This window comes from Streptomyces coeruleorubidus, from assembly GCF_028885415.1.
GTDB lineage: Bacteria > Actinomycetota > Actinomycetes > Streptomycetales > Streptomycetaceae > Streptomyces > Streptomyces coeruleorubidus_A.
In genome coordinates this window covers 4,576,331-4,597,449 of record NZ_CP118527.1, presented here as the reverse complement: position 1 = coordinate 4,597,449, position 21,119 = coordinate 4,576,331, and the positions used below count along the sequence as shown (strand labels likewise).

23 protein-coding genes and 1 pseudogene are annotated in these 21,119 nt (G+C 69.8%); 10 read left to right on the top strand and 14 right to left on the bottom strand.

Going from position 1 to position 21,119, the window contains the following annotated elements:
* Positions 1 to 508: 508 nt before the first annotated feature.
* From PV963_RS21390 to PV963_RS43665, 3 genes are read right to left on the bottom strand one after another with little or no spacing between them, the layout of a single operon-like run.
* A complete protein-coding gene (locus PV963_RS21390) occupies positions 509 to 706 on the bottom strand; it encodes a DUF397 domain-containing protein (protein WP_274817370.1) in 198 nt (65 codons plus the stop codon).
* Entirely contained in the window at positions 703 to 843 is a 141-nt protein-coding gene (locus PV963_RS43670) for a hypothetical protein (RefSeq protein WP_342456395.1), read from the bottom strand. The genes PV963_RS21390 and PV963_RS43670 overlap by 4 nt, the downstream gene beginning before the upstream one ends.
* Positions 828 to 1,184, bottom strand: a complete 357-nt coding sequence (locus PV963_RS43665; protein WP_342456394.1) for a DUF5753 domain-containing protein — start codon at positions 1,182 to 1,184, stop codon at positions 828 to 830. The genes PV963_RS43670 and PV963_RS43665 overlap by 16 nt, the downstream gene beginning before the upstream one ends.
* Before the next feature lie 414 nt (positions 1,185 to 1,598).
* On the opposite strand from PV963_RS43665, the gene PV963_RS21380 reads away from it, so the two are divergent.
* The 4 genes and pseudogenes from PV963_RS21380 to PV963_RS21365 all read left to right on the top strand — a co-directional run bounded on the left by PV963_RS21380 (position 1,599) and on the right by PV963_RS21365 (position 5,204).
* Positions 1,599 to 1,823, top strand: a complete 225-nt coding sequence (locus PV963_RS21380) for a hypothetical protein (RefSeq protein ID WP_274817369.1) — start codon at positions 1,599 to 1,601, stop codon at positions 1,821 to 1,823.
* Positions 1,820 to 2,088, top strand: a pseudogene (locus tag PV963_RS21375) (hypothetical protein). Before PV963_RS21380 ends, PV963_RS21375 begins: the two are co-directional and overlap by 4 nt.
* A gap of 122 nt (positions 2,089 to 2,210) precedes the next feature.
* The gene (locus tag PV963_RS21370; RefSeq protein WP_274817368.1) at positions 2,211 to 3,059 is read left to right on the top strand and encodes a hypothetical protein; all 849 of its coding nucleotides are present in this window, start codon (positions 2,211 to 2,213) and stop codon (positions 3,057 to 3,059) included.
* Positions 3,060 to 3,146: 87 nt separating this feature from the next.
* Positions 3,147 to 5,204, top strand: coding sequence for a pectinesterase family protein (locus PV963_RS21365; protein ID WP_274817367.1), 2,058 nt, complete (start codon positions 3,147 to 3,149; stop codon positions 5,202 to 5,204).
* 75 nt (positions 5,205 to 5,279) lie between these two features.
* On the opposite strand, the gene PV963_RS21360 is transcribed toward PV963_RS21365, so the two are convergent.
* From PV963_RS21360 to PV963_RS21350, 3 genes are all read right to left on the bottom strand, one after another.
* Positions 5,280 to 6,302 carry a glycoside hydrolase family 5 protein gene (locus PV963_RS21360; RefSeq protein WP_274817366.1) on the bottom strand — a complete coding sequence of 341 codons (1,023 nt, stop codon included), beginning with the start codon at positions 6,300 to 6,302 and terminating at the stop codon, positions 5,280 to 5,282.
* A 149-nt stretch (positions 6,303 to 6,451) separates the two neighbouring features.
* On the bottom strand, positions 6,452 to 7,711 hold the full coding sequence (locus PV963_RS21355) for an LmeA family phospholipid-binding protein (RefSeq protein WP_274817365.1): 1,260 nt from the start codon (positions 7,709 to 7,711) through the stop codon (positions 6,452 to 6,454).
* Positions 7,712 to 7,769: 58 nt separating this feature from the next.
* Positions 7,770 to 9,596, bottom strand: a complete 1,827-nt coding sequence (locus PV963_RS21350; protein ID WP_274817363.1) for a bifunctional metallophosphatase/5'-nucleotidase — start codon at positions 9,594 to 9,596, stop codon at positions 7,770 to 7,772.
* A gap of 143 nt (positions 9,597 to 9,739) precedes the next feature.
* Here PV963_RS21350 and mshD point away from each other — a divergent pair, with 143 nt between their 5' ends.
* A complete protein-coding gene (gene mshD, locus PV963_RS21345) occupies positions 9,740 to 10,666 on the top strand; it encodes a mycothiol synthase (protein WP_274817362.1) in 927 nt (308 codons plus the stop codon).
* A gap of 27 nt (positions 10,667 to 10,693) precedes the next feature.
* Here the strand turns inward: mshD and PV963_RS21340 are convergent, their stop codons facing one another.
* The 8 genes from PV963_RS21340 to PV963_RS21305 form a co-directional block, all read right to left on the bottom strand.
* Positions 10,694 to 11,374, bottom strand: coding sequence for an NAD(P)H-dependent oxidoreductase (locus PV963_RS21340; RefSeq protein WP_274817360.1), 681 nt, complete (start codon positions 11,372 to 11,374; stop codon positions 10,694 to 10,696).
* A 34-nt stretch (positions 11,375 to 11,408) separates the two neighbouring features.
* Entirely contained in the window at positions 11,409 to 11,741 is a 333-nt protein-coding gene (locus PV963_RS21335; protein ID WP_274817359.1) for an ArsR/SmtB family transcription factor, read from the bottom strand.
* Between the two features lie 3 nt (positions 11,742 to 11,744).
* Positions 11,745 to 13,271, bottom strand: a complete 1,527-nt coding sequence (locus PV963_RS21330) for a sensor histidine kinase (RefSeq protein WP_425540928.1) — start codon at positions 13,269 to 13,271, stop codon at positions 11,745 to 11,747.
* A complete protein-coding gene (locus tag PV963_RS21325; protein WP_274817358.1) occupies positions 13,268 to 14,005 on the bottom strand; it encodes a response regulator transcription factor in 738 nt (245 codons plus the stop codon). Before PV963_RS21325 ends, PV963_RS21330 begins: the two co-directional genes overlap by 4 nt.
* 100 nt (positions 14,006 to 14,105) lie before the next feature.
* The gene (locus PV963_RS21320; RefSeq protein WP_274817357.1) at positions 14,106 to 14,309 is read right to left on the bottom strand and encodes a hypothetical protein; all 204 of its coding nucleotides are present in this window, start codon (positions 14,307 to 14,309) and stop codon (positions 14,106 to 14,108) included.
* A 38-nt stretch (positions 14,310 to 14,347) separates the two neighbouring features.
* Positions 14,348 to 15,343: a S1C family serine protease gene (locus PV963_RS21315; protein WP_274817356.1), complete on the bottom strand. Its 996-nt coding sequence runs from the start codon at positions 15,341 to 15,343 to the stop codon at positions 14,348 to 14,350.
* 120 nt (positions 15,344 to 15,463) lie between these two features.
* Positions 15,464 to 16,486: a LacI family DNA-binding transcriptional regulator gene (locus PV963_RS21310; RefSeq protein WP_274817355.1), complete on the bottom strand. Its 1,023-nt coding sequence runs from the start codon at positions 16,484 to 16,486 to the stop codon at positions 15,464 to 15,466.
* Positions 16,487 to 16,632: 146 nt separating this feature from the next.
* On the bottom strand, positions 16,633 to 17,412 hold the full coding sequence (locus PV963_RS21305; protein ID WP_274817354.1) for a response regulator transcription factor: 780 nt from the start codon (positions 17,410 to 17,412) through the stop codon (positions 16,633 to 16,635).
* 172 nt (positions 17,413 to 17,584) lie between these two features.
* Here PV963_RS21305 and PV963_RS21300 point away from each other — a divergent pair, with 172 nt between their 5' ends.
* From PV963_RS21300 to PV963_RS44015, 5 genes are all read left to right on the top strand, one after another.
* Positions 17,585 to 18,457, top strand: a complete 873-nt coding sequence (locus PV963_RS21300) for an alpha/beta hydrolase (protein ID WP_274817352.1) — start codon at positions 17,585 to 17,587, stop codon at positions 18,455 to 18,457.
* A 37-nt stretch (positions 18,458 to 18,494) separates the two neighbouring features.
* Positions 18,495 to 18,749, top strand: a complete 255-nt coding sequence (locus tag PV963_RS21295; protein ID WP_010036212.1) for a MoaD/ThiS family protein — start codon at positions 18,495 to 18,497, stop codon at positions 18,747 to 18,749.
* A gap of 3 nt (positions 18,750 to 18,752) precedes the next feature.
* Entirely contained in the window at positions 18,753 to 19,826 is a 1,074-nt protein-coding gene (locus PV963_RS21290) for a hypothetical protein (protein WP_274817350.1), read from the top strand.
* A 194-nt stretch (positions 19,827 to 20,020) separates the two neighbouring features.
* Complete coding sequence (locus PV963_RS21285) at positions 20,021 to 20,761, top strand: LmeA family phospholipid-binding protein (protein WP_274817349.1); 741 nt, start codon at positions 20,021 to 20,023, stop codon at positions 20,759 to 20,761.
* 204 nt (positions 20,762 to 20,965) lie between these two features.
* On the top strand, positions 20,966 to 21,046 hold the full coding sequence (locus PV963_RS44015; RefSeq protein WP_350310325.1) for a putative leader peptide: 81 nt from the start codon (positions 20,966 to 20,968) through the stop codon (positions 21,044 to 21,046).
* The last annotated feature ends 73 nt before the right edge of the window (positions 21,047 to 21,119 follow it).

The following is a 21,119-nucleotide window of genomic DNA, read 5'->3' as shown; positions in this document are numbered from 1 at the left end:
GCTGAGAGGCCGCCCGGCGACGGGGTCGCGCTCGCGCCTCGCCAGCACGCCGGGAGGGCTCAGCGGCTATCCGTGGGTGGGGTGGGTGGTTGGGGGAGGCAGTCTGGGTTGCCATTTGGAGCATCTGGGCCCATTGGCTTCTCCCAGACCCCTGGTTATGCGTTAGCCCCTGGCCGAGACGCTCCACTTGCCCATCCACGGCCCCCGAGCAGGCCCCACGCTGCTCCCGGGCGGACCGAACCCCGCACCCACCGATCGCCGCTGAGCTCGCCCGGCGTGCTGGCGAGGCGCGAGCGCGCCCCTCCCCGCCGGCCGGCTTCTCGACGGACGTGAGGGCCGATTGGCCTGGGACCCCCGCTTTCCCCGGGCCGCTCGCTCGCTTCTCACCCGTGCTGGAACGGCCTGGGTCAAGGGTGGCCCGCAGGGCCATCGCCGAAGGCGACGCGAAGCGCCCTTGAGGCAGGCCGTGGAAGCACGACACTGGCAAAGAAGCGGGCGGCCCCGACAGTTACTTCGTGACGTACGTCAGGAACGACGCCCAGGGGCTCGCGCCGAACACGAGTATCGGACCGTCCGACTGCTTGCTGTCGCGGACGGGGACTATGCCGGGGTGGTTGTCGGCGACCTCCAGGCAGTTGGTCTGCCCCCCATCGCTGTAGGACGACTTGCGCCACACGACGGTGCCGAGATCGAGGGTTCGGTTCATGATCTGCATTCCTCGAAGGACAAGACCTTGTCTGGGTCGTCGATCAATTCGCCGAAGCTGTTGCCTTCGACATAGGCAACGGGATCGCCGAGGCGTTGCCACAACAGCGTGAGGTGGCTGTTCATGAGGTCGTGCACGCCTGCTGTGTAGGCAGAACCTGAAGTGCGACCGACGGCAACTCGGCCGCGTCCAACAGGCGCGACAGTTGGTCGGCCCACACCTTCCCGTTGGGCACAGGCCGTCGAAGCGCCCCCTCGTCCAGGATCACGCGAATGCTGGGCGCCGGTTCGCGGTACAGCAGTTCCTGCCGTCCCATGCGCAAGGCCACCTGTTCCTCGATCTCCTCGCTGTTGCCAGCCGTTGTCTGGGCTCTGGACAACCCTGACAACACCGTGCGGGCATAGTCCTCGGTCTGCAACAGTCCAGGCACCGCCAGCTGGAACATCCACATGACGCGAGCCGTTGCCTCAAGCTCCATGAACGCCTTGTACTTGTCCTTGATGACCTCCCTGCGCGCGTCCCGCCACTCACGAACCAGCAGGTCACGGGACCGTAGTAGCTGTCCAGGTCCTCCATGACCGCCCGCTTGGAGAGCCGCTCCCCCTTCTCCAGACGGCTCAACTAGCTCTTGTCGTACCCGGTGTCCTCGGCCAACTGCCCGAGTGACTTGCCCGCCTGCTGCGGAGGAACCTCAGCGTCCGGCCGAGTGCAACCCGCCCAGACTCCCGCTCCCCGTCAACCACTTCGCCCACGTCACCCCTCACCGTTGCCTGGAGCGCCAGGCAACACCTGGCCCCTTCCACAGCGTACGGGCGACCAGTGACGATGAAGGCACGAACGGTAATCACCGCTCGTCACACCCCTGTCGCCTGCCCTGAGAAGGGACGCTTCCGTGCGCCTGCGTATCGCTGAACTCTGCGAGTCGGTCCTCCTCCTCATCGTGCGGAGTCTGCTGCCCGCCCGAGGGCGTCACCGAGCAACGCCGGCCCGATGGTCGGCGACCATCCCCCACTCCCTGCCGACCCCCACCGCTCGCCCCCTCGATGACGAAGAGCCCTTGGTGATGGACACCCCGCTGGTACGGCCGTACCTCCAGACCCTGGAGGTCTTCGCATGAGGCTGCTCCCCTGGACCGGCACCGACGGCAAGCCCTGTTACCTCTCCAGCGACAACCCCCACGCCTCCTCTCACGGCTCGCCGACGACGTCGAGGCCGCTCAACTCGCCTCCGCCGAACAGGTCCTCGCGGGCGCCAAGGCCGTACTCGGGGACCCCAAAGCCGGTGAACGCGCCGTGCGCTTCGCGCTGACGCGGGCGGTGGAGTCCCTGGGAGACGTGTTGCGGGTCGCGGTCAGTCGTAGCCGTGAGGGCGACATCCGATAAAGCAGGATATGAAACCCGGCCAGCTGTCAATGTCCTGTCATACTCACCAGTAGCGCGAACTCCTTCATCCGTTCTGACATCTTCATCGCCGTCACAGAACCGCACAGGAGTGAGCCACCCCCATGCGTCTCATTCGTAAGTCAACTGTCAGGAAATGCGGCGTCGTTGTCGCTACTACCGCCCTCGCCATATCCGGTCTGCTGGCCGGCGCCGGGACCGCGACGGCCGGGCCCGCCGGGGCGACCAACATCCGGGGCGTCGACCCCGGTGACACCGACCGGATGATCGAGCGGCTCTGCAACCAGGAGGCGAGCCTGACGGGCGTCTACGGCGCCCTCAACGTCGAGACCGGTGAGTTCAAGACCCAGGACGAATACCTGCGGGACGTCTTCGGGCTGTGGAAGCCCGCCGGGCCGTGGGAGCTGTTCCGCGGCTGGTGCGGGTACGCCGAGGCCTCGACCTGGTCCATCAAGGGCGACACAGTCCGCACGTCCCGGTGGATCGGCAACAAGGGTTCCGCCGACGACAAGGAGACCTTCGTCAGCAGCTACAGCACCAAGACGTTCGCCAAGAAGAGCGTCGGCGGGACCATCAGCCTCTCCCTCGCCAAGAGCATCTTCTCCGGCACCGTCGGCGGCAGTGCCGGCTACGAGTGGGGCTGGGAGAAGGAGTCCAAGTTCGAGACCCGTAGCGAGAAGACCATTCCGCCCTGCCGGCAGGTCGCTGTCACCTGGACGCCGTATCAGCGCGTGGTGCGCGTGAACCCCGTCTTCCACGTCGAGGACTACCAGTGGGACAAGGGCGACGGCGATCGCACCGTGCACAGCTGGCGTGACCGGGGATACCAGACCATTTACTCCCACGGTTACTACATCGACGGCATCTCCGACAAGCTCCTCCCCAACGGCCAGCCCGATGGCCGCGAGGACAAGATCGAGGAGAAGCTCGACCCCAAGTCCTGCGTCAAGTAAGGAAGATACGCACGGCGCGGCAACCTTTCCGTGCGGGGCGGCGACCCACCCCCGGACCATCCCCCCCGCACGGAACGGATTCGCCGCATGAGTGAGCCGCACAGCAAGCCCCGGCACCGCAGAAGCCGCACGGCCCTGGCGGTCGGTGTCCCGCTGGCCCTGACCGCCGCCGGCACCCTCGCCTACGGCACCGACCTCGGTGTCCTCGGCTCCACCGCCCAGCAGGCCTCCGCCGCCGCCCCGGCCTGGGCCGCCGACACCGCCGACGGGTTCGCCTCCGTCAACTCCCTCGGGCAGAACGGGACGTACGGCGGCCGGGACGGCAAGACCGTCACCGTGAAGACGCAGGCCGAGCTGGAGAAGTACGCCACGGCCACGGAGCCGTACGTCATCGTCGTCGCCGGCACGATCAACATGAACCCGGTCGGCAAAGAGATCAAGGTGCAGTCCGACAAGACCATCGTCGGGTCCGGGACCTCCGGGCAGATCGTCGGCGGTGGGTTCTTCCTCGGCCAGGGCGTGCACAACGTGATCATCCGGAACCTGACCGTCCGGGACTCGTACCAGGGCGTCTGGAACGACAAGGACCACGACTTCGACGCCATTCAGATGGACGGCGCCCATCACGTGTGGATCGATCACAACGATCTGCGGCACATGGCCGACGGGCTCATCGACGTCCGCAAGGACAGCACGAACGTCACCGTCTCCTGGAACAAGCTGAGCGACAACAACAAGACCTTCGGCATCGGCTGGACCGAGAACGTCAAGTCGGACATCACGATCCACCACAACTGGATCCGCGAGACCGAGCAGCGCAACCCGTCCACCGACAACGCCGCCCACGCCCACCTCTACAACAACTTCCTGGAGGACGCCCCGGGCACGGCCATCAAGTCGTCCTACGGCAACTACGCGCGCGGCGCGACCAAGATGGTCCTGGAGAACTCCTTCTTCCAGGGCGTGAAGAATCCCGTCATCAAGGACAGCGGCGCCGCCATCGTCCAGCGCGGGAACTCCTTCTCCGGCACCAGCGGGCGCAACGAGAACGGCGGAACCGCCTTCGATCCGAAGGCCTACTACAAGTACACCCTCGACAAGGCCGCCGACCTTCCGTCGATCCTCAAGTCCGGTGCCGGGCCCCGCGCTTCCATCGGCAAGGCCGCCGCCTCCACCAAGGCCGCCGCCGCGACGACCCTCACCGTCGCCGCCGACGGCAGCGGCCAGTACCGGACCGTGCAGGCCGCCGTGAACGCCGTACCGGCCAACAACCCCAGCCGCGTCGTCATCGCCGTGAAGCCGGGGACGTACCGCGAGACGGTCAAGGTGCCGTCCAACAAGCCGCACGTCACCATCCGGGGTACCGGCAGCAGCCGCAAGGACACGACGATCGTCTACAACAACGCGGCCGGCACGCCGAAGCCGGGTGGCGGTACGTACGGCACGGGCGGCAGCGCCACCGTCGCCGTCGAGGCCGACGACTTCCAGGCGCGCAACCTGACCATCTCCAACGACTTCGACGAGGCGAAGAACCAGAGTCTGAACGGCCACCAGGCCGTCGCCCTGCGGACCGCCGCCGACAAGGTGTTCCTGGACGGGATCATCGTCAGCGGGGACCAGGACACACTGCTGCTCGACACCGCGTCGAAGGACCGGCTGGGCCGGGTCTACGTCAGCAACTCCTACGTCATCGGCAACGTCGACTTCATCTTCGGGCGGGCCACGGCCGTCGTCGACAAGTCCGTCATCACGCTGAAGAAGCGCTGGAACGGCACCTCGGCCGGGTACATCACCGCGCCGAGCACCGCCGCGAACCGCAAGGGCATCCTGATCGCCAACTCCACGGTGAACGGCGATGTGTCGGGCGGCAGCTTCTACCTCGGGCGGCCCTGGCACGCGGGCGGTGACGCCTCGCTCGACCCGCAGACCACGGTCCGCAACACCAACCTGAGCGCCGCGATCAAGTCCACGCCGTGGACCGACATGAGCGGGTTCTCGTGGAAGGACGACCGGTTCGCCGAGTACGGCAACTACGGCGCGGGTGCGGGTCCGGCGAGCACCAACCGGCCGCACCTGAGTGACGCGCAGGCCGCGAACCAGGAGGTCGCGGACTGGCTCGCGGGCTGGACGCCTTCGGCGTCCTGACGGCTCCCTTCCGGGTCCGGCTGACGAGCGGCGCCGGACCCGGAAGGGCCACCATGGTGTTCCCCGTAGGGACTTCTACTGCTTCCAGGCCCAGTGCAGCCGGTCCAGGCCACTCTGGTTGTTCACCTTCAGGCTGAGGTCCGTGCCCGTGCCCTGGAGCGTGGTGAGGGAGTAGGTGTCACCGTTGCGCAGGCCGGGCCAGTAGACCGAGCCCAGGCCCATCTCCCGGATGATGTCGGTCGCGGCCTGGATGTAGGCGACCTCGTTGGAGCCGTTGACCGGGCCGTTGTAGTCCAGGCCGGTCGTCATCGAGGCGCCGAACTCGTCGAGGATCGTGCGCGAGGCGCAGTCGCCGATGCGCGCCTTGAAGTCCTGCTTCCACTGGTCGACGCTGGTCCAGTCGGTGTGCCAGAAGCCGTAGTTGTGCAGGGCGATCCGGGTGCCCTTGAGGCGCGGGTCGGCGCACACCGGCTTGACGTCCTCGCTGTACTTGTACCCGCCGATCAGCATCCGGTCGCGGGGCACGTTGCCGTGGGTGGTCACCCACTTCGCGGCTATGTCGGTCCACTCCTGGGCGGTGTAGCCGAACGGCTCGTTCATCGGCTCGAAGTACACCTTGGAGTTGCGGGCGTAGGCGGAGGTGATCCGCGCCCACATCTGGTCCCAGGAGGCCTGGTTGTCGATCTTGCCGTCCTTGGCGTTGTCGGCCTCCCAGTAACCCAGGATGACCTTGAAGCCCTTGGCGGTGGCGGCGTCGATCGCGCCCCGGTACGACTTCCAGAACGGGCCGTTCACGGAGGTCGGGTTGACCGGGAGGCGGACGGTGTTGGCGCCCAGCTTCGAGAACCCGCCGATGATCGCCCCGGACTTGGCGTAGGTGGTGGCGTAGCTGTCGGAGGTGGACAGGCCCGAGGGCACGACCGCGTCGTCGGCGTAGTTGTCGCGCGGGTCGGCCCAGTTGACGCCCTTGAAGTCGCTGACGGGCGGTGGGGCGGCGGGGGAGGCGGCTGCGGGGGAGGCGAGGGCCCCGCCGAATGCCGTGGCGCAGGCGAGCAGCGCCCCCAGACCGGCTGTCCCCCGATGAGTCTTTCGTGACACGACGTCCCCTTCTGAGCAGTTGCGTTCGCGAGAACTCGCGTACCGAGCGGCGGCTCGTTGGCTCCCGCAAACTAGAAGAGGACTCGAACAGAGGTCAACACATCTGCACACCAAATCTCATCAGGAACGCAGGTTGCTGACTCGCGGGGCTACGAGCCCACGGTCAGCCCCGAACCCGACACCCGCACCCGGATGCCGTCCTCCTCCACCCGCACGTCGTCCAGCCGTACGTCCCCCTGCTCCGGCTTCGGCAGTTCGAACGCCAGCGCCAGCCGGTCGGCCAGGACCGGGCGGGTCAGGCCGGACAGCTCGTCGAGGAGGTTGGGGTCGAGGCCGAGGCGGCGCAGCACGTCGGGGTTGTCCAGGGCCAGGTCGATGAGGTTGAGGCGTTCGGCCTGGCGGGCGAACTTCGGGGAGCCGGTCAGCTCGGCGAGCTTGCCGTCGTCGGCCAGGGCCTCGCGCACGGTCGCCTCGGGCACGCCCATCCGCTGCACGATGGCCGGGACCGAGAGCAGCGCCTTGGCCTTGCGGGTCTCCCGGGAGAGGTCGGCGGTTCCCTTGGGCGTCAGGTGCAGGCCCTCCGAGGCGCGGGTGCCGGGGCGGTAGGTGGCCAGGTCCCCGATGTCGAGCCGCATCCCGCCGATCTCCGTGGCGATGCCCCGCTCGCCCTGCCGCTGGATCCGGGCCTCGGCGCGCAGCCGCAGGTCGTGCCCGGCGACGGGCAGGGTGCCACGGGCCCGGACACGGTCGCGGCCCTCGCCGGTGAACGTCACCTGGGAGGCGCCCAGTTCGCGGTTGAGATCCTCGAAGGAGAGCAGGACGTCCCCGTCGAACCGGGGGACGTGGGCGCCGCGCACGGACGTGAGGCCGTCGGCGTCCAGCCGGATGTCGTGCGCCGTGGCCGACACCCTCGCCAGCGAGACCCGGTCGGCGGCGACGTCCGGGACGGTCACCTTCACCGACTCCAGCCGCTTGTCGGCGAGTTGGGTGAGGAAGGGGAACCCGCCGATCTCCACCTCGGGCGCCGCCGCGAGGTCCAGCCGGTCCTTGAGCGTGTCGGCGGCCCGGTGCTCGGCGTACAGCAGGGCCCAGCGGTCGGCGAGGGCGACGAAGGCGGCGAGCACGACCAGCCCGACCATCGCCTTCACCGCGAGCGGCAGCCCGGCGAAACGATTCCGCCGACGCCGGCCGCCACGGCGGTGGTCGGGCGGCGACCACTGAGGTTCCTGCTCGTCCCGCCGCTCGGCGTCCTCGCCGAGGAAGTCCTCCAGAGGGGTCTCCTCCAGCGGTCCGTCGTCGAGTGCGCCGAGTTCGTCGTAGGGGTTGCGGGGCTGCTCGGAGCGGTCGTGGTGCTGCTCGGAGCGGTCCTGGGGAAGGTGTTGCGTGTCTACGCGGTGGGGGGTGCGCATCGTCTCATCCGACCATGCGCACCGCCCCTACCCGCAACTTGAATCCCCTGTATGCGATTTACTTCACGATCGCGATGCGGTCCGCCTTCGGCGGGGAAAGCGGGTTCGTGGCCGACGAGTTGGCCGTCAGGTACTGCTCCAGCGCGGTCAGGTCGTCGGCGCCGACGACGTCGTTCGTGCCCTGGCCGAGCGTGGGGAAGCCGTCGCCGCCGCCCGCGAGGAAGCTGTTCGTCGCGACGCGGTAGGTGGCCGCCGGGTCGATGGCCGCGCCGTTCAGCTTGACCGAGTCCGTGACCACGCGGTCGGCGCCGGACTTGGTGAGGTCCAGCGTGTAGGTGAGGCCGGACGACACCTGGAGGACCTTGGGCGCCGCCGCGTTCGCGCCGGTCACCTGCTCCTTGAGCACCTGGATCAGCTGGGCGCCCGTGAAGTCCTGGAGGTTCACGGTGTTGGAGAACGGCTGCACCGTGAAGCCCTCGGCGTACGTCACCACGCCGTCGCCCTCGGTCCCCTTGGCCGCGTAGGTGAGGCCCGGGCCCCGGATTCCGCCCGGGTTCATCAGCGCGAGGTCCGTCTCCGGGTCGAGCCCCTTGCCGTACGCGAGTTGCGCGTCGGCGATGAGGTCGCCCATCGGGGACTCGGTGCCGGTGCTGGATATGTCGGCGGAGATGTATCCGATCGGGCGGTTGCCGATGGGCGCCGCGAGGGCGTTCCACTTGTCGATCAGGTCGGTCATGTCCCTCGCCGGGCGGACGGTCCGGGTGACCACGTGGTTCGCGGACGCCACGGCCGTACGGGCGATGTCACCCGTCCAACGGTCGTACGTCAGCGTGGTGTCCGTGTACAGCCGGCCGAAGGACGCGGCCGAGGTGACCGTACGCGGGTTGCCCGCCGGGTCGTTGATGGTGCACGCGTACGCGGCGTGGGTGTGGCCGGTGACCAGCGCGTCCACCTGCGGGGTGATGTTCTTGGCGATGTCGACGATCGGGCCGGAGATGCCGTCGCCGGCGCCCGGGGCGTCACAGTCGTAGTTGTACGACGTCGACGCCGGGAAGCCGCCCTCGTGGATGAGCGCGACGATCGACTTCACGCCCTGCCGCTGGAGCACCTTGGCGTACTTGTTGATGGTCTCGACCTCGTCCTTGAAGGAGAGGCCCTTGACGCCCTCGGCGGAGACGACGCCCGGGGTGTCCTCCAGGGTCACGCCGATGAAGCCGACCTTGACGTCCTTCTTCTTCCACACCCAGTAGGGCTTGAGGATCGGCTCCTTCGTCTTCTCGTCGAGGACGTTGGCGGCCAGGTAGGGGAAGTCGGCGCCCTGGAACTTCTGGTCCGTGTAGCAGCCGTCCTTGGGGTGGCAGCCGCCGTTCTGGAGGCGGGCCAGCTCCTCGGCGCCCTCGTCGAACTCGTGGTTGCCGACGGAGGTGACGTCGAGGTCGAGCTTGTTCAGCGCCTCGATGGTCGGCTCGTCGTGGAAGAGGCCGGAGATCAGCGGGGAGGCGCCGACCATGTCGCCGCCGGCCGCGGTGATGGAGTACTTCTCGCCCTCGCGGGCCTGACGCAGATGGGTGGCGAGGTACTCGACACCGCCCGCGTCGATGGGCTTCGTCGTGCCGTCGTGCTGGTGTTCGGTGACCCGGCCGGAGGAGCCGGTGGGCGGCTCCAGGTTGCCGTGCAGGTCGTTGAAGGACAGCAGCTGGACGTCCTGGTAGCGGCCGGGCCAGTGGCCGCCCCCGCTACGGTTCTCGCCGGCCGACGCCGACCCGGGCACCGTCGCCGCGGCCAGCGCGCCGACGGTGGCGACACCGGCGGCGAGAGCGACGAGACGGTTCGTGCGACGTCTGCGGCGCTCCTGGTGCGCCGGTGCCGGTGAAGTGGCTGGCATACGCCCCCCTGTGGTTCTGCTGGGACAGTGATGTCGTCCGGCGCAGCCTAGAGTCAACGCGCGTAGCGCGACAGAGCTTTCGGGTCACATCCTGGTTGCTTCTTGCCGCCGATTCACCGGCAGTCCCCCGTACCCTCGTACGCATGACCAGCGACGACACCGCACGGCCCGGCCGCCCCCGCTCGATCGACACATATGCCGCGCTTCCCCCGGAACAGACCGAGGCCGTCCTCGAACTGCTCGCCGAGGCCGCCCGCACCGACGGGCAGCAGGCGGTCTCCGAACAGGGCCGGTTGCAGTTGCGCGGGGGCGAACGCGCGGGCGTCGCCCATCTGCTGCTCAGCGTCGACGGCGAACTCGTCGGGTACGCCCAACTGGAGGACACCGACCCGGTGGAGCCGCCGGCCGCCGAACTCGTCGTGCACCCCGGGCACCGGGGCCAGGGCCACGGGCGGGCACTGGGCTCCGCGCTGCTGGCCGCGTCCGGCAAGCGGCTGCGGGTGTGGGCGCACGGCGGCCACTCCGCCGCCCGGCACCTCGCGCAGGTCCTCGGCCTGACCCTGTTCCGCGAACTGCGCCAGATGCGCCGCCCCTTGACCGACTTCGACGCGCCCGAGCCGGTCCTCCCCGAGGGCGTCACCGTCCGCACCTTCGTCCCCGGCCGGGACGACGCGGCCTGGCTCGCCGTCAACGCCGCCGCCTTCGCCCACCACCCCGAGCAGGGCTCGCTCACCCAGCGGGACCTCGACGACCGCAAGGCCGAGTCGTGGTTCGATCCCGCGGGGTTCTTCCTCGCCTTCCGCGGCGACGAACTCATCGGCTTCCACTGGACCAAGGTCCACGCCGAGGAGGGCCTGGGCGAGGTGTACGTCCTCGGCGTCGCCCCCGGCGCCCAGGGCGGCGGCCTCGGCAAGTCCCTCACGACGATCGGCCTGCGGCACCTGGCGGACCAGGGCGTGCCGACCGCGATGCTGTACGTCGACGCGGACAACAAGGCGGCGGTGTCGGTGTACGAGCGGCTGGGGTTCGTCACGCACGAGGTGGATCTGATGTACCGGACGGAGACGTGACGGTGCTGGTTCCAGCCGGCGTCGGCGTCAGCCCACGGTGGTTCCGGCATCGGCCGCGATGCGCGCGACGGACTCCCTGACCGCGTCCAGCGCCGCTGTTCGTTCCTGGTCGGTCATGCGGGCCGGGCCGTAGGTGATCACGGGGTCGAGGACCTGGAAGCCGACGAACTCCAGCATTCCCCGGTGGATGTGGAACAGGAAGTCGTCCATCGGACCGAAGGCTCCACCGGGTCGGAACGACTCGCTGGGCCCGCCCGTCGTGAACAGCAGCATCGCGCGCTTCCCGGCGAGCGCCGCGTCGCCGAAGAGCCCGTGGTCGCCGCCGAAGACCCCGCCCATCACGAAGACCCGGTCCACCCATCCCTTGAGGACGGCCGGCAGCGAGAACCACCACATCGGGAACGACAATACGAGCAGATCAGCGGCGAGCAGCCGGTCCAGATGGGCTTTGACGGCCGCGTCCAGCGTCCCCTCCTCGACGGCGCGCATCTGCTCGGCCTGCGGCTTGAACGGGCCGTCCACCGGAGCGAACTCCTCGCGGGCGAGGACCGGGGCCCAGCCGTCGGCGTAGAGGTCCAGTACGTCGACCCGGTACCCGGCCTCGCCCAGGGACTGGGCCGCAGCCGCCATCTGGGCGGTGCTGAACGAGTGAGGCTCGGGGTGGGCGTGAACGATCAGGGCTGTGGGCGCAGCAGCGAAGGTCGACATGGGCAGATCATATCGACGTATCGCGATTCGTCAATTAGAGGCTCGTGCCGATCGCCCGCGCCAACTGGCCCAGTCGCTCCTCGTCGCGCCGGTAGTGGGTCCACTTGCCCACCCGGGTGGGACGCACGAGTCCCGCCCGTTCGAGCGTGCTCATGTAGCTGGAGACCGTCGACTGCGCGAGTCCCGCCTTCGCCTGGATGTGCGTGACGCACACGCCGACCGCCTGACGGTCCGCGATCGGCTCGTACTCACCGAAGTGCGCGTCGGGATCCTTCAGCCACTGCATGATCTGTAGCCGGGCAGGGTTGCCGAGGGCCTTGAACACCTCGATCAGATCGCCCGAATCCAGTTCCGCCGTCGCGGCCATGCGTCACCCTCCTCGCCCGTCAGTGCGACACACCACGATATATCGATATCGGATCCGGGCTATTCGTCGGCGAGGGTGAGGCTGTCCGGCGGAGGCACCGCCGCCCCCGGCAGCCGTACCGTCGCCACCGTGCCCCCCCTCGGCGTGGGACAGCGACACCTCGCCGCCCGCCTGCTGCACGGTCCGTGCCACGATCGACAGGCCCAGTCCCGAGCCAGGCAGGGCGCGCGCACTCGGCGAACGCCAGAAGCGGTCGAAGACGTGGGGGAGTTCGTCGGCGGGGATGCCCGGGCCGTGGTCGCGGACCGTCAGGACACCCTCGGACAGGCGCACCTCGATCCTGCCGCCCTCCGGGCTGAACTTCACCGCGTTGTCGAGGATGTTGACCACCGCCCGTTCCAGGGCGGAGGGTTCCGCGCGCACGAACCACGGCTGGACGTCCGCCGTGATCGTCAGCTCCGGGCCGCGCAACCGCGCCCGCCGCAGGGCCGAGTCGACGATGTCCTGCCAGGAGACGATCTGCGTCCGGCCGGAGTGCTGGCCGGTGTCCGGGCGGGACAGTTCCTGCAGGTCGCCGATGAGCGCGGCCAGCTCCGTCATCTGTGCCTTCACCGACGCGAGGAGCGCCTTGCGGTCGGCCTCGGGGATGGGGCGGCCCGTCTCCTCGCTGCGGGTGAGGAGTTCGATGTTGGTGCGCAGCGAGGTGAGCGGCGTGCGGAGTTCGTGGCCGGCGTCCGCGATGAGCTGTTGCTGGAGCTCCCGGGAGCTGGCCAGGGCCGAGGTCATGGAGTTGAAGGAACGGGAGAGGCGGGCCACCTCGTCCTCGTCGGCGTCGTCCACGGGGATGCGGATGTCCAGATCCTCCGTGCGGGCCACGTGCTCGACGGCTTCCGTGAGTTTGTCGACCGGGCGCAGGCCCGCCCGGGCCACCGCGAGGCCGGCCGCACCGGCGCCCAGCACCCCTACGCCGGAGACCAGCAGCAGGATCAGCGCCAGTTCGTTGAGCGTGGACTCCGTGCCCTTGAGAGGGACCGCGATGACCAGCGCGTAGTCGGCGGCCACGCCCTGCTGGAACGGGCCGTCCTTCACGACGACCGCCGTGGTCAGCACCCGCACGGAGTTGCCGTCGCTGTCGGTGCCGTTGCGCAGCCTGGCCGTCGTGGGGTCGGGGTCCTTGGCCACGGCCTTGTCGCCACTCGTGACCTTCACCTGGGGCATGAGGTTGCTGAACAGGCAGACCCTGCCGTCGGCCCTGACGACCTGCGCGTAGGTCTGCGGGCGCGGGGCCCCGCCGAGCGTGTTCGAGGGCGTCTGGGGACACGTCTTCGTCAGCGCGTCGAAATCGTCCGCCTGAAGGGTCCGGAACGACGACTTCAGATCGCCGTCCACCTGGTCGTACAACTTCCCCTGCACGATGAACCAGCACGTCACCGAAACCGCCGCCACCGCGAACGCCACCGCTGCCGCCACCAGCAGCGCCAGCCGGGACCGGATCGGCAGGGAGCGGAACCGGCGTACGACCTTGTTCACTCCGCGCCGCCCTGCCGCAACACGTAGCCCACACCCCGAACCGTGTGCACGAGGCGCGGCTCGCCACCGGCCTCGGTCTTGCGGCGCAGGTACATGACGTAGACGTCGAGGGAGTTCGACGACGGCTCGAAGTCGAAGCCCCAGACCGCCTTCAGGATCTGCTCCCGGGTGAGGACCTGGCGTGGGTGTGCCATGAACATCTCCAGCAGCGTGAACTCCGTGCGGGTCAGCTCCACTCGCCGGCCGCCCCGGGTGACCTCGCGCGTCGCGAGGTCCATGCGCAGGTCGGCGAAGGTGAGGGCGTCCTCGTCGGCCGGGTTCCCCGCGCCGACGGCCGCCGCGTAGGAGCTGCGGCGGAGCAGGGCCCGGATGCGGGCGAAGAGTTCGTCCAGTTCGAAGGGTTTGACCAGGTAGTCGTCGGCGCCCGCGTCGAGGCCCGTCACCCGGTCCCCGACCGTGTCGCGGGCCGTGAGCATGAGGATCGGGGTCGTGTCGCCGGTGCCGCGGATGCGGCGCGCTGCCGTCAGGCCGTCCATGCGGGGCATCTGGATGTCCAGGACGACCAGGTCGGGGCGGTACGCTGCGGCCTTCTCCAGGGCGTCCGCGCCGTCCACGGCGACCTCGGTCTCGTACCCCTCGAAGGCGAGGCTGCGCTGGAGTGCTTCGCGTACCGCCGGCTCGTCGTCGACGATCAGGATGCGCTGGGAGTCACGGTCGCCGTCTGCGGGGCTCATGGGTCGGGGTCCTCGGGTGTGGTGTGGCGGGGCGGGGTGTCGCTGACGCTCTCAGCCTCGCATGTCGGCGGTGCGGGCCGGGAGAAGGATCACCCCCGGATCAGCCCCGCACCTCGCGGCGCCGGGCGGCGGCGGCCCGGCGGGCGGCGGCCCGGCGCGCGGGCCGGGCCTTGGCCGTCGCCACCTCGGGCGCTCGCGTCGTCGATGCCGATGCCGGTGCGTGCAGTTCGTACGCCACCGCCAGCGCCAGTGCGAACCCCGCCGGGTCGGCCCCCGGCACCGTGTGCGGAACCTGCTGGATCATCGCCGTACTCCTCAGTCCGGGAACTCGGTCGGTGGGACTCAGCCGGTGGCGCCGGCCCGCAGCTTGGCGAGGTCGGCCTTGACGGTGTTGATCGGGATCGCGAAGCCCAGGCCCACGCTGCCCGCGTCGGAGGACGAGGAGGCGGCGCCCGCCGGCGAGTACATCGCGGAGTTGATCCCGATGATGTTGCCGTTCATGTCGATCAGCGCGCCGCCGGAGTTGCCCGGGTTGAGGGACGCGTCGGTCTGGAGCGCCTTGTACGTCGTGGTGTCCGAGCCGGTGTCGCCGTTGAACTGCCGCCCGCCGAACTCGAACGGCCACCCGTCGCCCTGCTGAGACTGCTGCTGTCCCTGGTCCTGGTCCGTCGGGACCGTGACGTCACGGTCGAGGGCCGAGATGATGCCGCTGGTGACGGTGCCGGACAGGCCCTCGGGGGAGCCGATCGCCACGACCTGGTCGCCGACCTGCACCCCGGAGGAGTCGCCGAGCGTCGCCGCCTTCAGGCCGGAGGCGTTCTCCAGCTTGATCAGCGCGAGGTCCTTCTTGCTGTCGGTGCCGACGACCTTCGCGGAGTACGACTCGCCGTCGCTGGTCGCCACCTTGATCTGCGAGGCGCCGGTGACGACGTGGTTGTTGGTGATGATCTCGCCGTCGCTCGTGATGATCACGCCCGAGCCGGTGGAGGAACCGGCGTTGGAGTCGGCGCTGATCTCGACGATGCTGGGGCTGACCGCCTTGGCGACGCCGGCGACCGTGCCCTTCTGGCTGGACGGCACCACGTTGGTGCTGGTGGAGCTGGAGGCGACGGTGTCGCTGCCCGTCAGCTCCTGTATGCCGTAGGCGGTGCCGCCGCCGATCGCCGCGGCGACGATCGCCACGGCGGCGAGCAGGGCGACGGTGCCACGGTTGCGCTTCTTCGGAGCGGGTGCCGGGGTGTACGCCGGCGGAGGCGGCCACTCGGGGTTCACCGGGGCCTGCTGCTGACCCTCGTAAGGGTTCTCGTACTCGCCACTGCGGTGGAAGCTCTCGGTCATGTCTCAGAGCTTGGAGCCCGACCATGAGAGCTTCCTGAGTCCATCCTGAGAAGCCCGACAGAACCTCGTATGCCCGATATAAAGGCACCTCGGGGGGCGCATCAAGGCGCCCCGAAGGGGCTACGCGCAGCCGCAGGAGTGCCGTACGACCAGCCGCGAGGGGAACACCTTCAGCCGCTCCCGGCGGGCCCCCGCCACGCGCAGTCCGTCGTCGAGGACGAGGTCCACCGCCGCGCGGGCCATCGCCGAACGGTCCGAGGCGATCGTCGTCAGGGGCGGGTCGGTCAGCGCCGCTTCCTTGATGTCGTCGAAGCCGGCCACCGCAAGCTCGCCGGGCACGTCGATCCGCAGTTCGCGCGCGGCCCGCAGCAGGCCGATCGCCTGGTCGTCGGTGGAGCAGAAGATCGCGGGCGGGCGCTCGGGACCGGAGAGGATCTTCAGGGCGGCCTGGTAGGCGTCGTAGCGGTTGTAGAGGGCCTCGAAGAGGCGGCCCTCCGTGGAGATGCCCGCCTCGTCCATCGCGCGCCGCCAGCCCTCGACGTGGTCGGAGACCGGGTCGCCGACGGCCGGGGTCTCGGCTATGCCGCCCATACAGGCGACGTACTCGTAGCCGTGCTCCAGCAGGTGCCGTACGGCGAGCTGGGCGCCGCCCAGGTCGTCCGTGACGACGGCGACGTCGTCGATGGCCTCGGGCCGCTCGTGCAGCAGCACGACCCGGGCGTCCCAGGCGTCGATCTCGGCGGCGGCCAGGTCGTTGAGCGCGTGGCTGACCAGGATGAGCCCGGAGACGCGCATGCCCAGGAAGGCCCGCAGGTAGTGGACCTCACGCTCGCCGACGTAGTCGGAGTTCCCGACGAGCACCATCTTTCCGCGCTCGGACGCGGCCTGTTCGACCGCGTGCGCCATCTCCCCGAAGAAGGGCTGGCGCGCGTCCGGCACGATCAGGCCTATGAGATCCGTACGCCGGGACGCCATCGCTTGCGCGACCCGGTCGGGCCGGTACCCCAGCTCCTTGATCGCGGCGAGGACACGCTCGCGCGTGGCCGGGGCGACCGGCCGGGGTCCGTTGTTGATGACATAACTGACCACGGCAGTGGAAGTCCCTGCCAGCCGCGCCACATCATCCCGAGTCACCTTGGCCACGCGCGGAGTCTACGCGGATATACCCGCTCTGGGCAGGGCGTAAGGGAGCTTCCGTACTTACGTACGACATCCCGACCGCCGTCCGGCGGCCGCCCGCGCACTCCGTGCGGATAGCGATGCCCGGATGGGCACCGCGATACGCCTCTTTACGCCTTGGTACGCGCCTCGGTGGCGTCCAAAGCGACCGACTCGTCCTCGTTGTCCGGCTTTTCCGTGGCCGCCTTGGCCTTCGCCTCCTCGGCGGCGCGCTCCACCTTCTCCGGCGTAACGAATCGATAACCGACGTTCCGGACGGTGCCGATCAGCGACTCGTGCTCGGGGCCGAGCTTGGCGCGCAGCCGCCGTACGTGCACGTCGACCGTGCGCGTACCGCCGAAGTAGTCGTAGCCCCAGACCTCCTGGAGCAGCTGGGCGCGCGTGAAGACGCGGCCGGGGTGCTGCGCGAGGTACTTCAGGAGCTCGAACTCCTTGAAGGTGAGGTCGAGGACCCGACCCTTGAGCTTGGCGGAGTACGTCGCCTCGTCGACCGACAGGTCGCCGTTGCGGATCTCCATCGGGGAGTCGTCGCTGACGATCTGCTGGCGTCCCATGGCCAGCCGCAGCCGCGCCTCGACCTCCGCCGGGCCGGCGGTGTCGAGCAGGACGTCGTCGATGCCCCAGTCGGCGGTGACGGCGGCGAGACCGCCCTCCGTGACGATGAGGACGAGCGGGCAGCCGGGTCCGGTCGAACGGAGCAGCTGACACAGGCTGCGGACCTGCGGCAGATCGCGGCGGCCGTCGACGAGGATGACGTCGGCGCCGGGGGTGTCGACGAGGGCGGGGCCCTCCGCGGGGGCCACCCGCACGTTGTGCAGGAGCAGGCCGAGGGCGGGGAGCACCTCCGTCGACGGCTGGAGGGCGTTGGTCAGGAGCAGCAGAGAACTCATACGTCTGGTTCCTCCTCGGTCCCTGCGAGGACGTTTGTTGGCACAGCACAGCTCTGCGATCCCGAAGGCCCCGTACACCTGCGGTTTCCCGCGTCGTATACAACGCTTCCGAAAGCACAAAAGGACCCGGGGGCTACGCTGCCCGAGTCCTCTGCCCAGCAGAATAGCCCACATGAGCACTGGTCCGGCAGGTCATGTGGCGCGTTCCACCGATCGTCCGCACTCCGAGACGACTCGAGGAACGTCTGTGCGATCCCAATTGCGGAGGTTTCTGCGCACGTCCGACGGTGTGACGATCGACGCCGTATACGACCCGGGTGCCGTCGTATACGACCGGGATGACGTCGTATACGACATCTCCCGGACGCCTGCCGATCACCCCGTGTTCGTCGTCGCCCACGGCTTCACCGGTGCCGTGGACCGGCCGCACGTGCGGCGGGTGGCTCAGGCCTTCACCCGGTACGGGGCCGTCGTCACGTTCTCCTTCCGGGGCCACGGGGCGTCCGGCGGGCGGTCGACGGTCGGGGACCGGGAGGTGCTCGACCTGGCGGCGGCGGTGCGGTGGGCCCGGGAGCTCGGGCACGCGCGCGTGGGCACGGTGGGGTTCTCGATGGGGGGCTCGGTGGTGCTGCGCCATGCGGCGCTGGTCGAGGAGGGCACGGACGCGGTGGTGTCCGTCAGCGCCCCCGCACGCTGGTACTACCGGGGGACGGCGCCCATGCGCCGGCTGCACTGGCTGGTGACGCGGCCGGAGGGCCGGGTGGTGAGCAGGTACGGCTTCCGTACCCGCATCCACCACCGGGACTGGGACCCGGTCCCGCTCTCTCCGGTGGAGGCGGTGCCGAGGATCGCACCCACGCCCCTGCTGATCGTGCACGGCGACGCCGACGGCTACTTCCCCGTCGACCATCCCCGCATGCTGGCCGCGGCCGCCGCCGACCAGGGCGAACTGTGGCTGGAGCCGGGCATGGGGCATGCCGAGCATGCGGCGAGCGACGAACTGCTGGGGCGGATCGGGGAGTGGGTCGTGGGCCGGGCGGGCTAGCCTGACGGGGTTCACCGACAAGCAATCGAGGAAGCAGATGCCAAAGGTCACGGTGCGCTACTGGGCCGCCGCCAAGGCCGCCGCCGGGGTGGCCGAGGAGCCGTACGAGGCGGCCACGCTCGCCGAGGCGCTCGACGGAGTGCGTGAGCGACACCCCGGCGAACTCGAGCGCGTGCTGCGGCGATGCTCGTTCCTCGTGGACGGTGACCCCGTGGGCACCCGCGGACATGAGACGGTACGGCTGGCCGACGGCGGCACGGTCGAGGTGCTCCCGCCGTTCGCAGGAGGGTGAGCGATGACCAACCAGCCGTACGACGGCTATGACCCCTACGGGCAGCAGCCGCAGCAGCCGCAGACGCCGCAGGGGTGGCCTGGTCAGGGCTATCAGCAGGGGCATCAGGGGTACGACGATCCGTACGCCGCCCAGCAGTACACACAGCAGTGGCAGGGTCAGACCTGGGAGACGCAGACGCAGTCGCAGCCGCCGGTGTCCGCGCAGGTGACGGCGGCGGAGGAGACGGCGTATCTGCCGCCGCAGGGGTACGTGGCTCCTGCTTCTGCCCCCACTCCTCCTTCCGCCGCCGGGTACGGCCCGGCCACCGTCGCCGGGAACCCGCGGGTCACGGACGCGCAGCGGGCGCGGGCGGAGGGGCGGTCGCCGATCATCGAGCCCGGGATGCAGCCGGCCGCCCTGACGGTGCTGCTGGGGCTGTTGCTGGCGGGTGCGGCGGCGGTCGGCACGTATGCGCTCCTGGTGCCGCTCGTCGTCCTCCAGGCCGTCACCGCGGCGGGCTGGTTCCGGCTGAACGGGATGTGGCCGGCGCGGCAGGGCATCGCGCTGGGCTTCGCGGGCGCGCTGGCCGCGGACGCGGCGCTGCTGGCCTCGGGCCGCTCGCCCTCGGCGATCCTCGGCACGCTCGGGGTGTGGGTGCTTCTGGCGCTGGTGCTCCAGCTGCGGTCGTACGCCGACCCGGACGAGCGGATGTACGGCCTGATGGCGACGGTCGCGGCGTCGGCCCTGGCGATCGTGGCGGGCGGGTACCTCGCGGCCGACGCGGAGGCGGTGACCGTGGGCGCGATCGCGGTGGCCGTCGCGGTCCTGGCCCGCGCCCTGCCGCTGCCGACCCCGGCGTCGGTGGTGGTGGCACTGCTCGCGGGAGCGGGCGGCGGTGTCGCGGCCGGCTCGATGACGGGAATGGGCACGTCGGGCGCCCTCCTGGGCCTGGGCGCGGCAGCCTGCGCCCTGATCGGCCACCGAGTCGCCTCCTACGACTACCCGTCCCGCTTCGTCCACTTCACGGCGGGAGTGTCCCTGCCCCTCTCGGCAGCGGCCCCGGTGGTCTACGTACTCGGGCGGGCCCTGGTCTAGCGCTAGGCGGCACCCCGCTCCGCCGGGCTGCGGACCCACCCGGCCTCAGCACCGGCGCCGGGTGCCTGACCTGTCACAGATGATCGACAAACCCGGGGACCAAACCACCCACGGAGTTACCCTCACGCAAGGACGGCCGCTCGGTCGTCGAACACCGGACCGCCGTCCGACCGTCTAGGTGGGGGAAACACCGCATGCGCGCACTGCGAATACTGCTGATCGTCGTCGTGATCTCCGGCGGGCTCTTCGTGATCGCCGACCGCGTCGCCGTGAACTTCGCCGAGGGCGAGGCCGCCGACCGTCTGAAGACCACCGAGAACCTCTCCGCCACCCCGAACGTGTCCATCAAGGGCTTCCCGTTCCTCACCCAGGTCGTCGGCGGTTCCCTGGACGACATCGAGGTCGGCATCACGAACTACGAGGCCGCCGCGGGCAACGGCGCCGAGAAGATCCGTATCGACGACCTCCGGGCCGACATGCGGGGCGTCGAGTTCTCCGGCGGCTACACCTCCGCCGTCGCCACCAGCGCCACCGGCACCGCGACCATCGCCTACGACGAGCTGCTGAAGACGGCGAAGTCCGAGCCCACCCAGGTCGCCCCGGGCGTCACCGCCAACATCGTCGGCCTTTCCGACGGCGGCAACGGCAAGATCAAGGTCACCGTCGAGGCCACCGTCCTCGGCACCAAGCTGCCCGAACCGGTCTCCGTGCTCAGCTCCGTGACGGTGATCGACGGTGACACCGTGCGGGTGAAGGCCGACGGCCTGCCCAAGTTCGGCGGCGTCGAGATCGCCGAGTCCCGGGTCCGGGCGATCACCGACTTCCAGCAGAAGATCGACGGCCTGCCCGGCGGCATCCAGCTGGACAAGGTCCAGGCCGCGCCGGGCGGCGTCGAGATCACGGTGAAGGGTTCCAACGTCCGCCTGGCCGGGTAGGACAGGCGTCGGGTGGACCGGACCTGGAGTGTCCGGTGGGCGAGACAGTGATGTCCGTAGCTCAGGGGTGACGGCGGAAACATTCGGGCACGACCCTTGTCCCGCGCCTCTGCGAACCCTCTCGATCCCACATCGTGGATTTTCGCGTCTCAGTATGCGACACGCCGGTGACACGCGTGCCTGACCGTCCCTACGATCGACGGCATGAAGCGACAGGCGGATCTCACGAAGCGGCGGGCAGTCGACCTGTGCCGCGTCGCCGCCATGCTCTGTCGCACCTTCTGAGCGACCGCGTCGGCCCATGCGCCGGCGCGCGCATCCCCGCCGCCCTGCACCAAGGGCACCCGTGCGCCGCCCT

Coding starts and splice junctions, on each gene's coding strand:
- PV963_RS21390 (WP_274817370.1), bottom strand. CDS start 706: ATGAACCGAACCCTCGATCTCGGCACCGTCGTGTGGCGCAAGTCGTCC.
- PV963_RS43665 (WP_342456394.1), bottom strand. CDS start 1,184: ATGGAGCTTGAGGCAACGGCTCGCGTCATGTGGATGTTCCAGCTGGCG.
- PV963_RS21370 (WP_274817368.1), top strand. CDS start 2,211: ATGCGTCTCATTCGTAAGTCAACTGTCAGGAAATGCGGCGTCGTTGTC.
- PV963_RS21365 (WP_274817367.1), top strand. CDS start 3,147: ATGAGTGAGCCGCACAGCAAGCCCCGGCACCGCAGAAGCCGCACGGCC.
- PV963_RS21355 (WP_274817365.1), bottom strand. CDS start 7,711: ATGCGCACCCCCCACCGCGTAGACACGCAACACCTTCCCCAGGACCGC.
- PV963_RS21350 (WP_274817363.1), bottom strand. CDS start 9,596: ATGCCAGCCACTTCACCGGCACCGGCGCACCAGGAGCGCCGCAGACGT.
- mshD (WP_274817362.1), top strand. CDS start 9,740: ATGACCAGCGACGACACCGCACGGCCCGGCCGCCCCCGCTCGATCGAC.
- PV963_RS21340 (WP_274817360.1), bottom strand. CDS start 11,374: ATGTCGACCTTCGCTGCTGCGCCCACAGCCCTGATCGTTCACGCCCAC.
- PV963_RS21335 (WP_274817359.1), bottom strand. CDS start 11,741: ATGGCCGCGACGGCGGAACTGGATTCGGGCGATCTGATCGAGGTGTTC.
- PV963_RS21325 (WP_274817358.1), bottom strand. CDS start 14,005: ATGAGCCCCGCAGACGGCGACCGTGACTCCCAGCGCATCCTGATCGTC.
- PV963_RS21320 (WP_274817357.1), bottom strand. CDS start 14,309: ATGATCCAGCAGGTTCCGCACACGGTGCCGGGGGCCGACCCGGCGGGG.
- PV963_RS21315 (WP_274817356.1), bottom strand. CDS start 15,343: ATGACCGAGAGCTTCCACCGCAGTGGCGAGTACGAGAACCCTTACGAG.
- PV963_RS21305 (WP_274817354.1), bottom strand. CDS start 17,412: ATGAGTTCTCTGCTGCTCCTGACCAACGCCCTCCAGCCGTCGACGGAG.
- PV963_RS21300 (WP_274817352.1), top strand. CDS start 17,585: ATGAGCACTGGTCCGGCAGGTCATGTGGCGCGTTCCACCGATCGTCCG.
- PV963_RS21295 (WP_010036212.1), top strand. CDS start 18,495: ATGCCAAAGGTCACGGTGCGCTACTGGGCCGCCGCCAAGGCCGCCGCC.
- PV963_RS21290 (WP_274817350.1), top strand. CDS start 18,753: ATGACCAACCAGCCGTACGACGGCTATGACCCCTACGGGCAGCAGCCG.
- PV963_RS21285 (WP_274817349.1), top strand. CDS start 20,021: ATGCGCGCACTGCGAATACTGCTGATCGTCGTCGTGATCTCCGGCGGG.
- PV963_RS44015 (WP_350310325.1), top strand. CDS start 20,966: ATGAAGCGACAGGCGGATCTCACGAAGCGGCGGGCAGTCGACCTGTGC.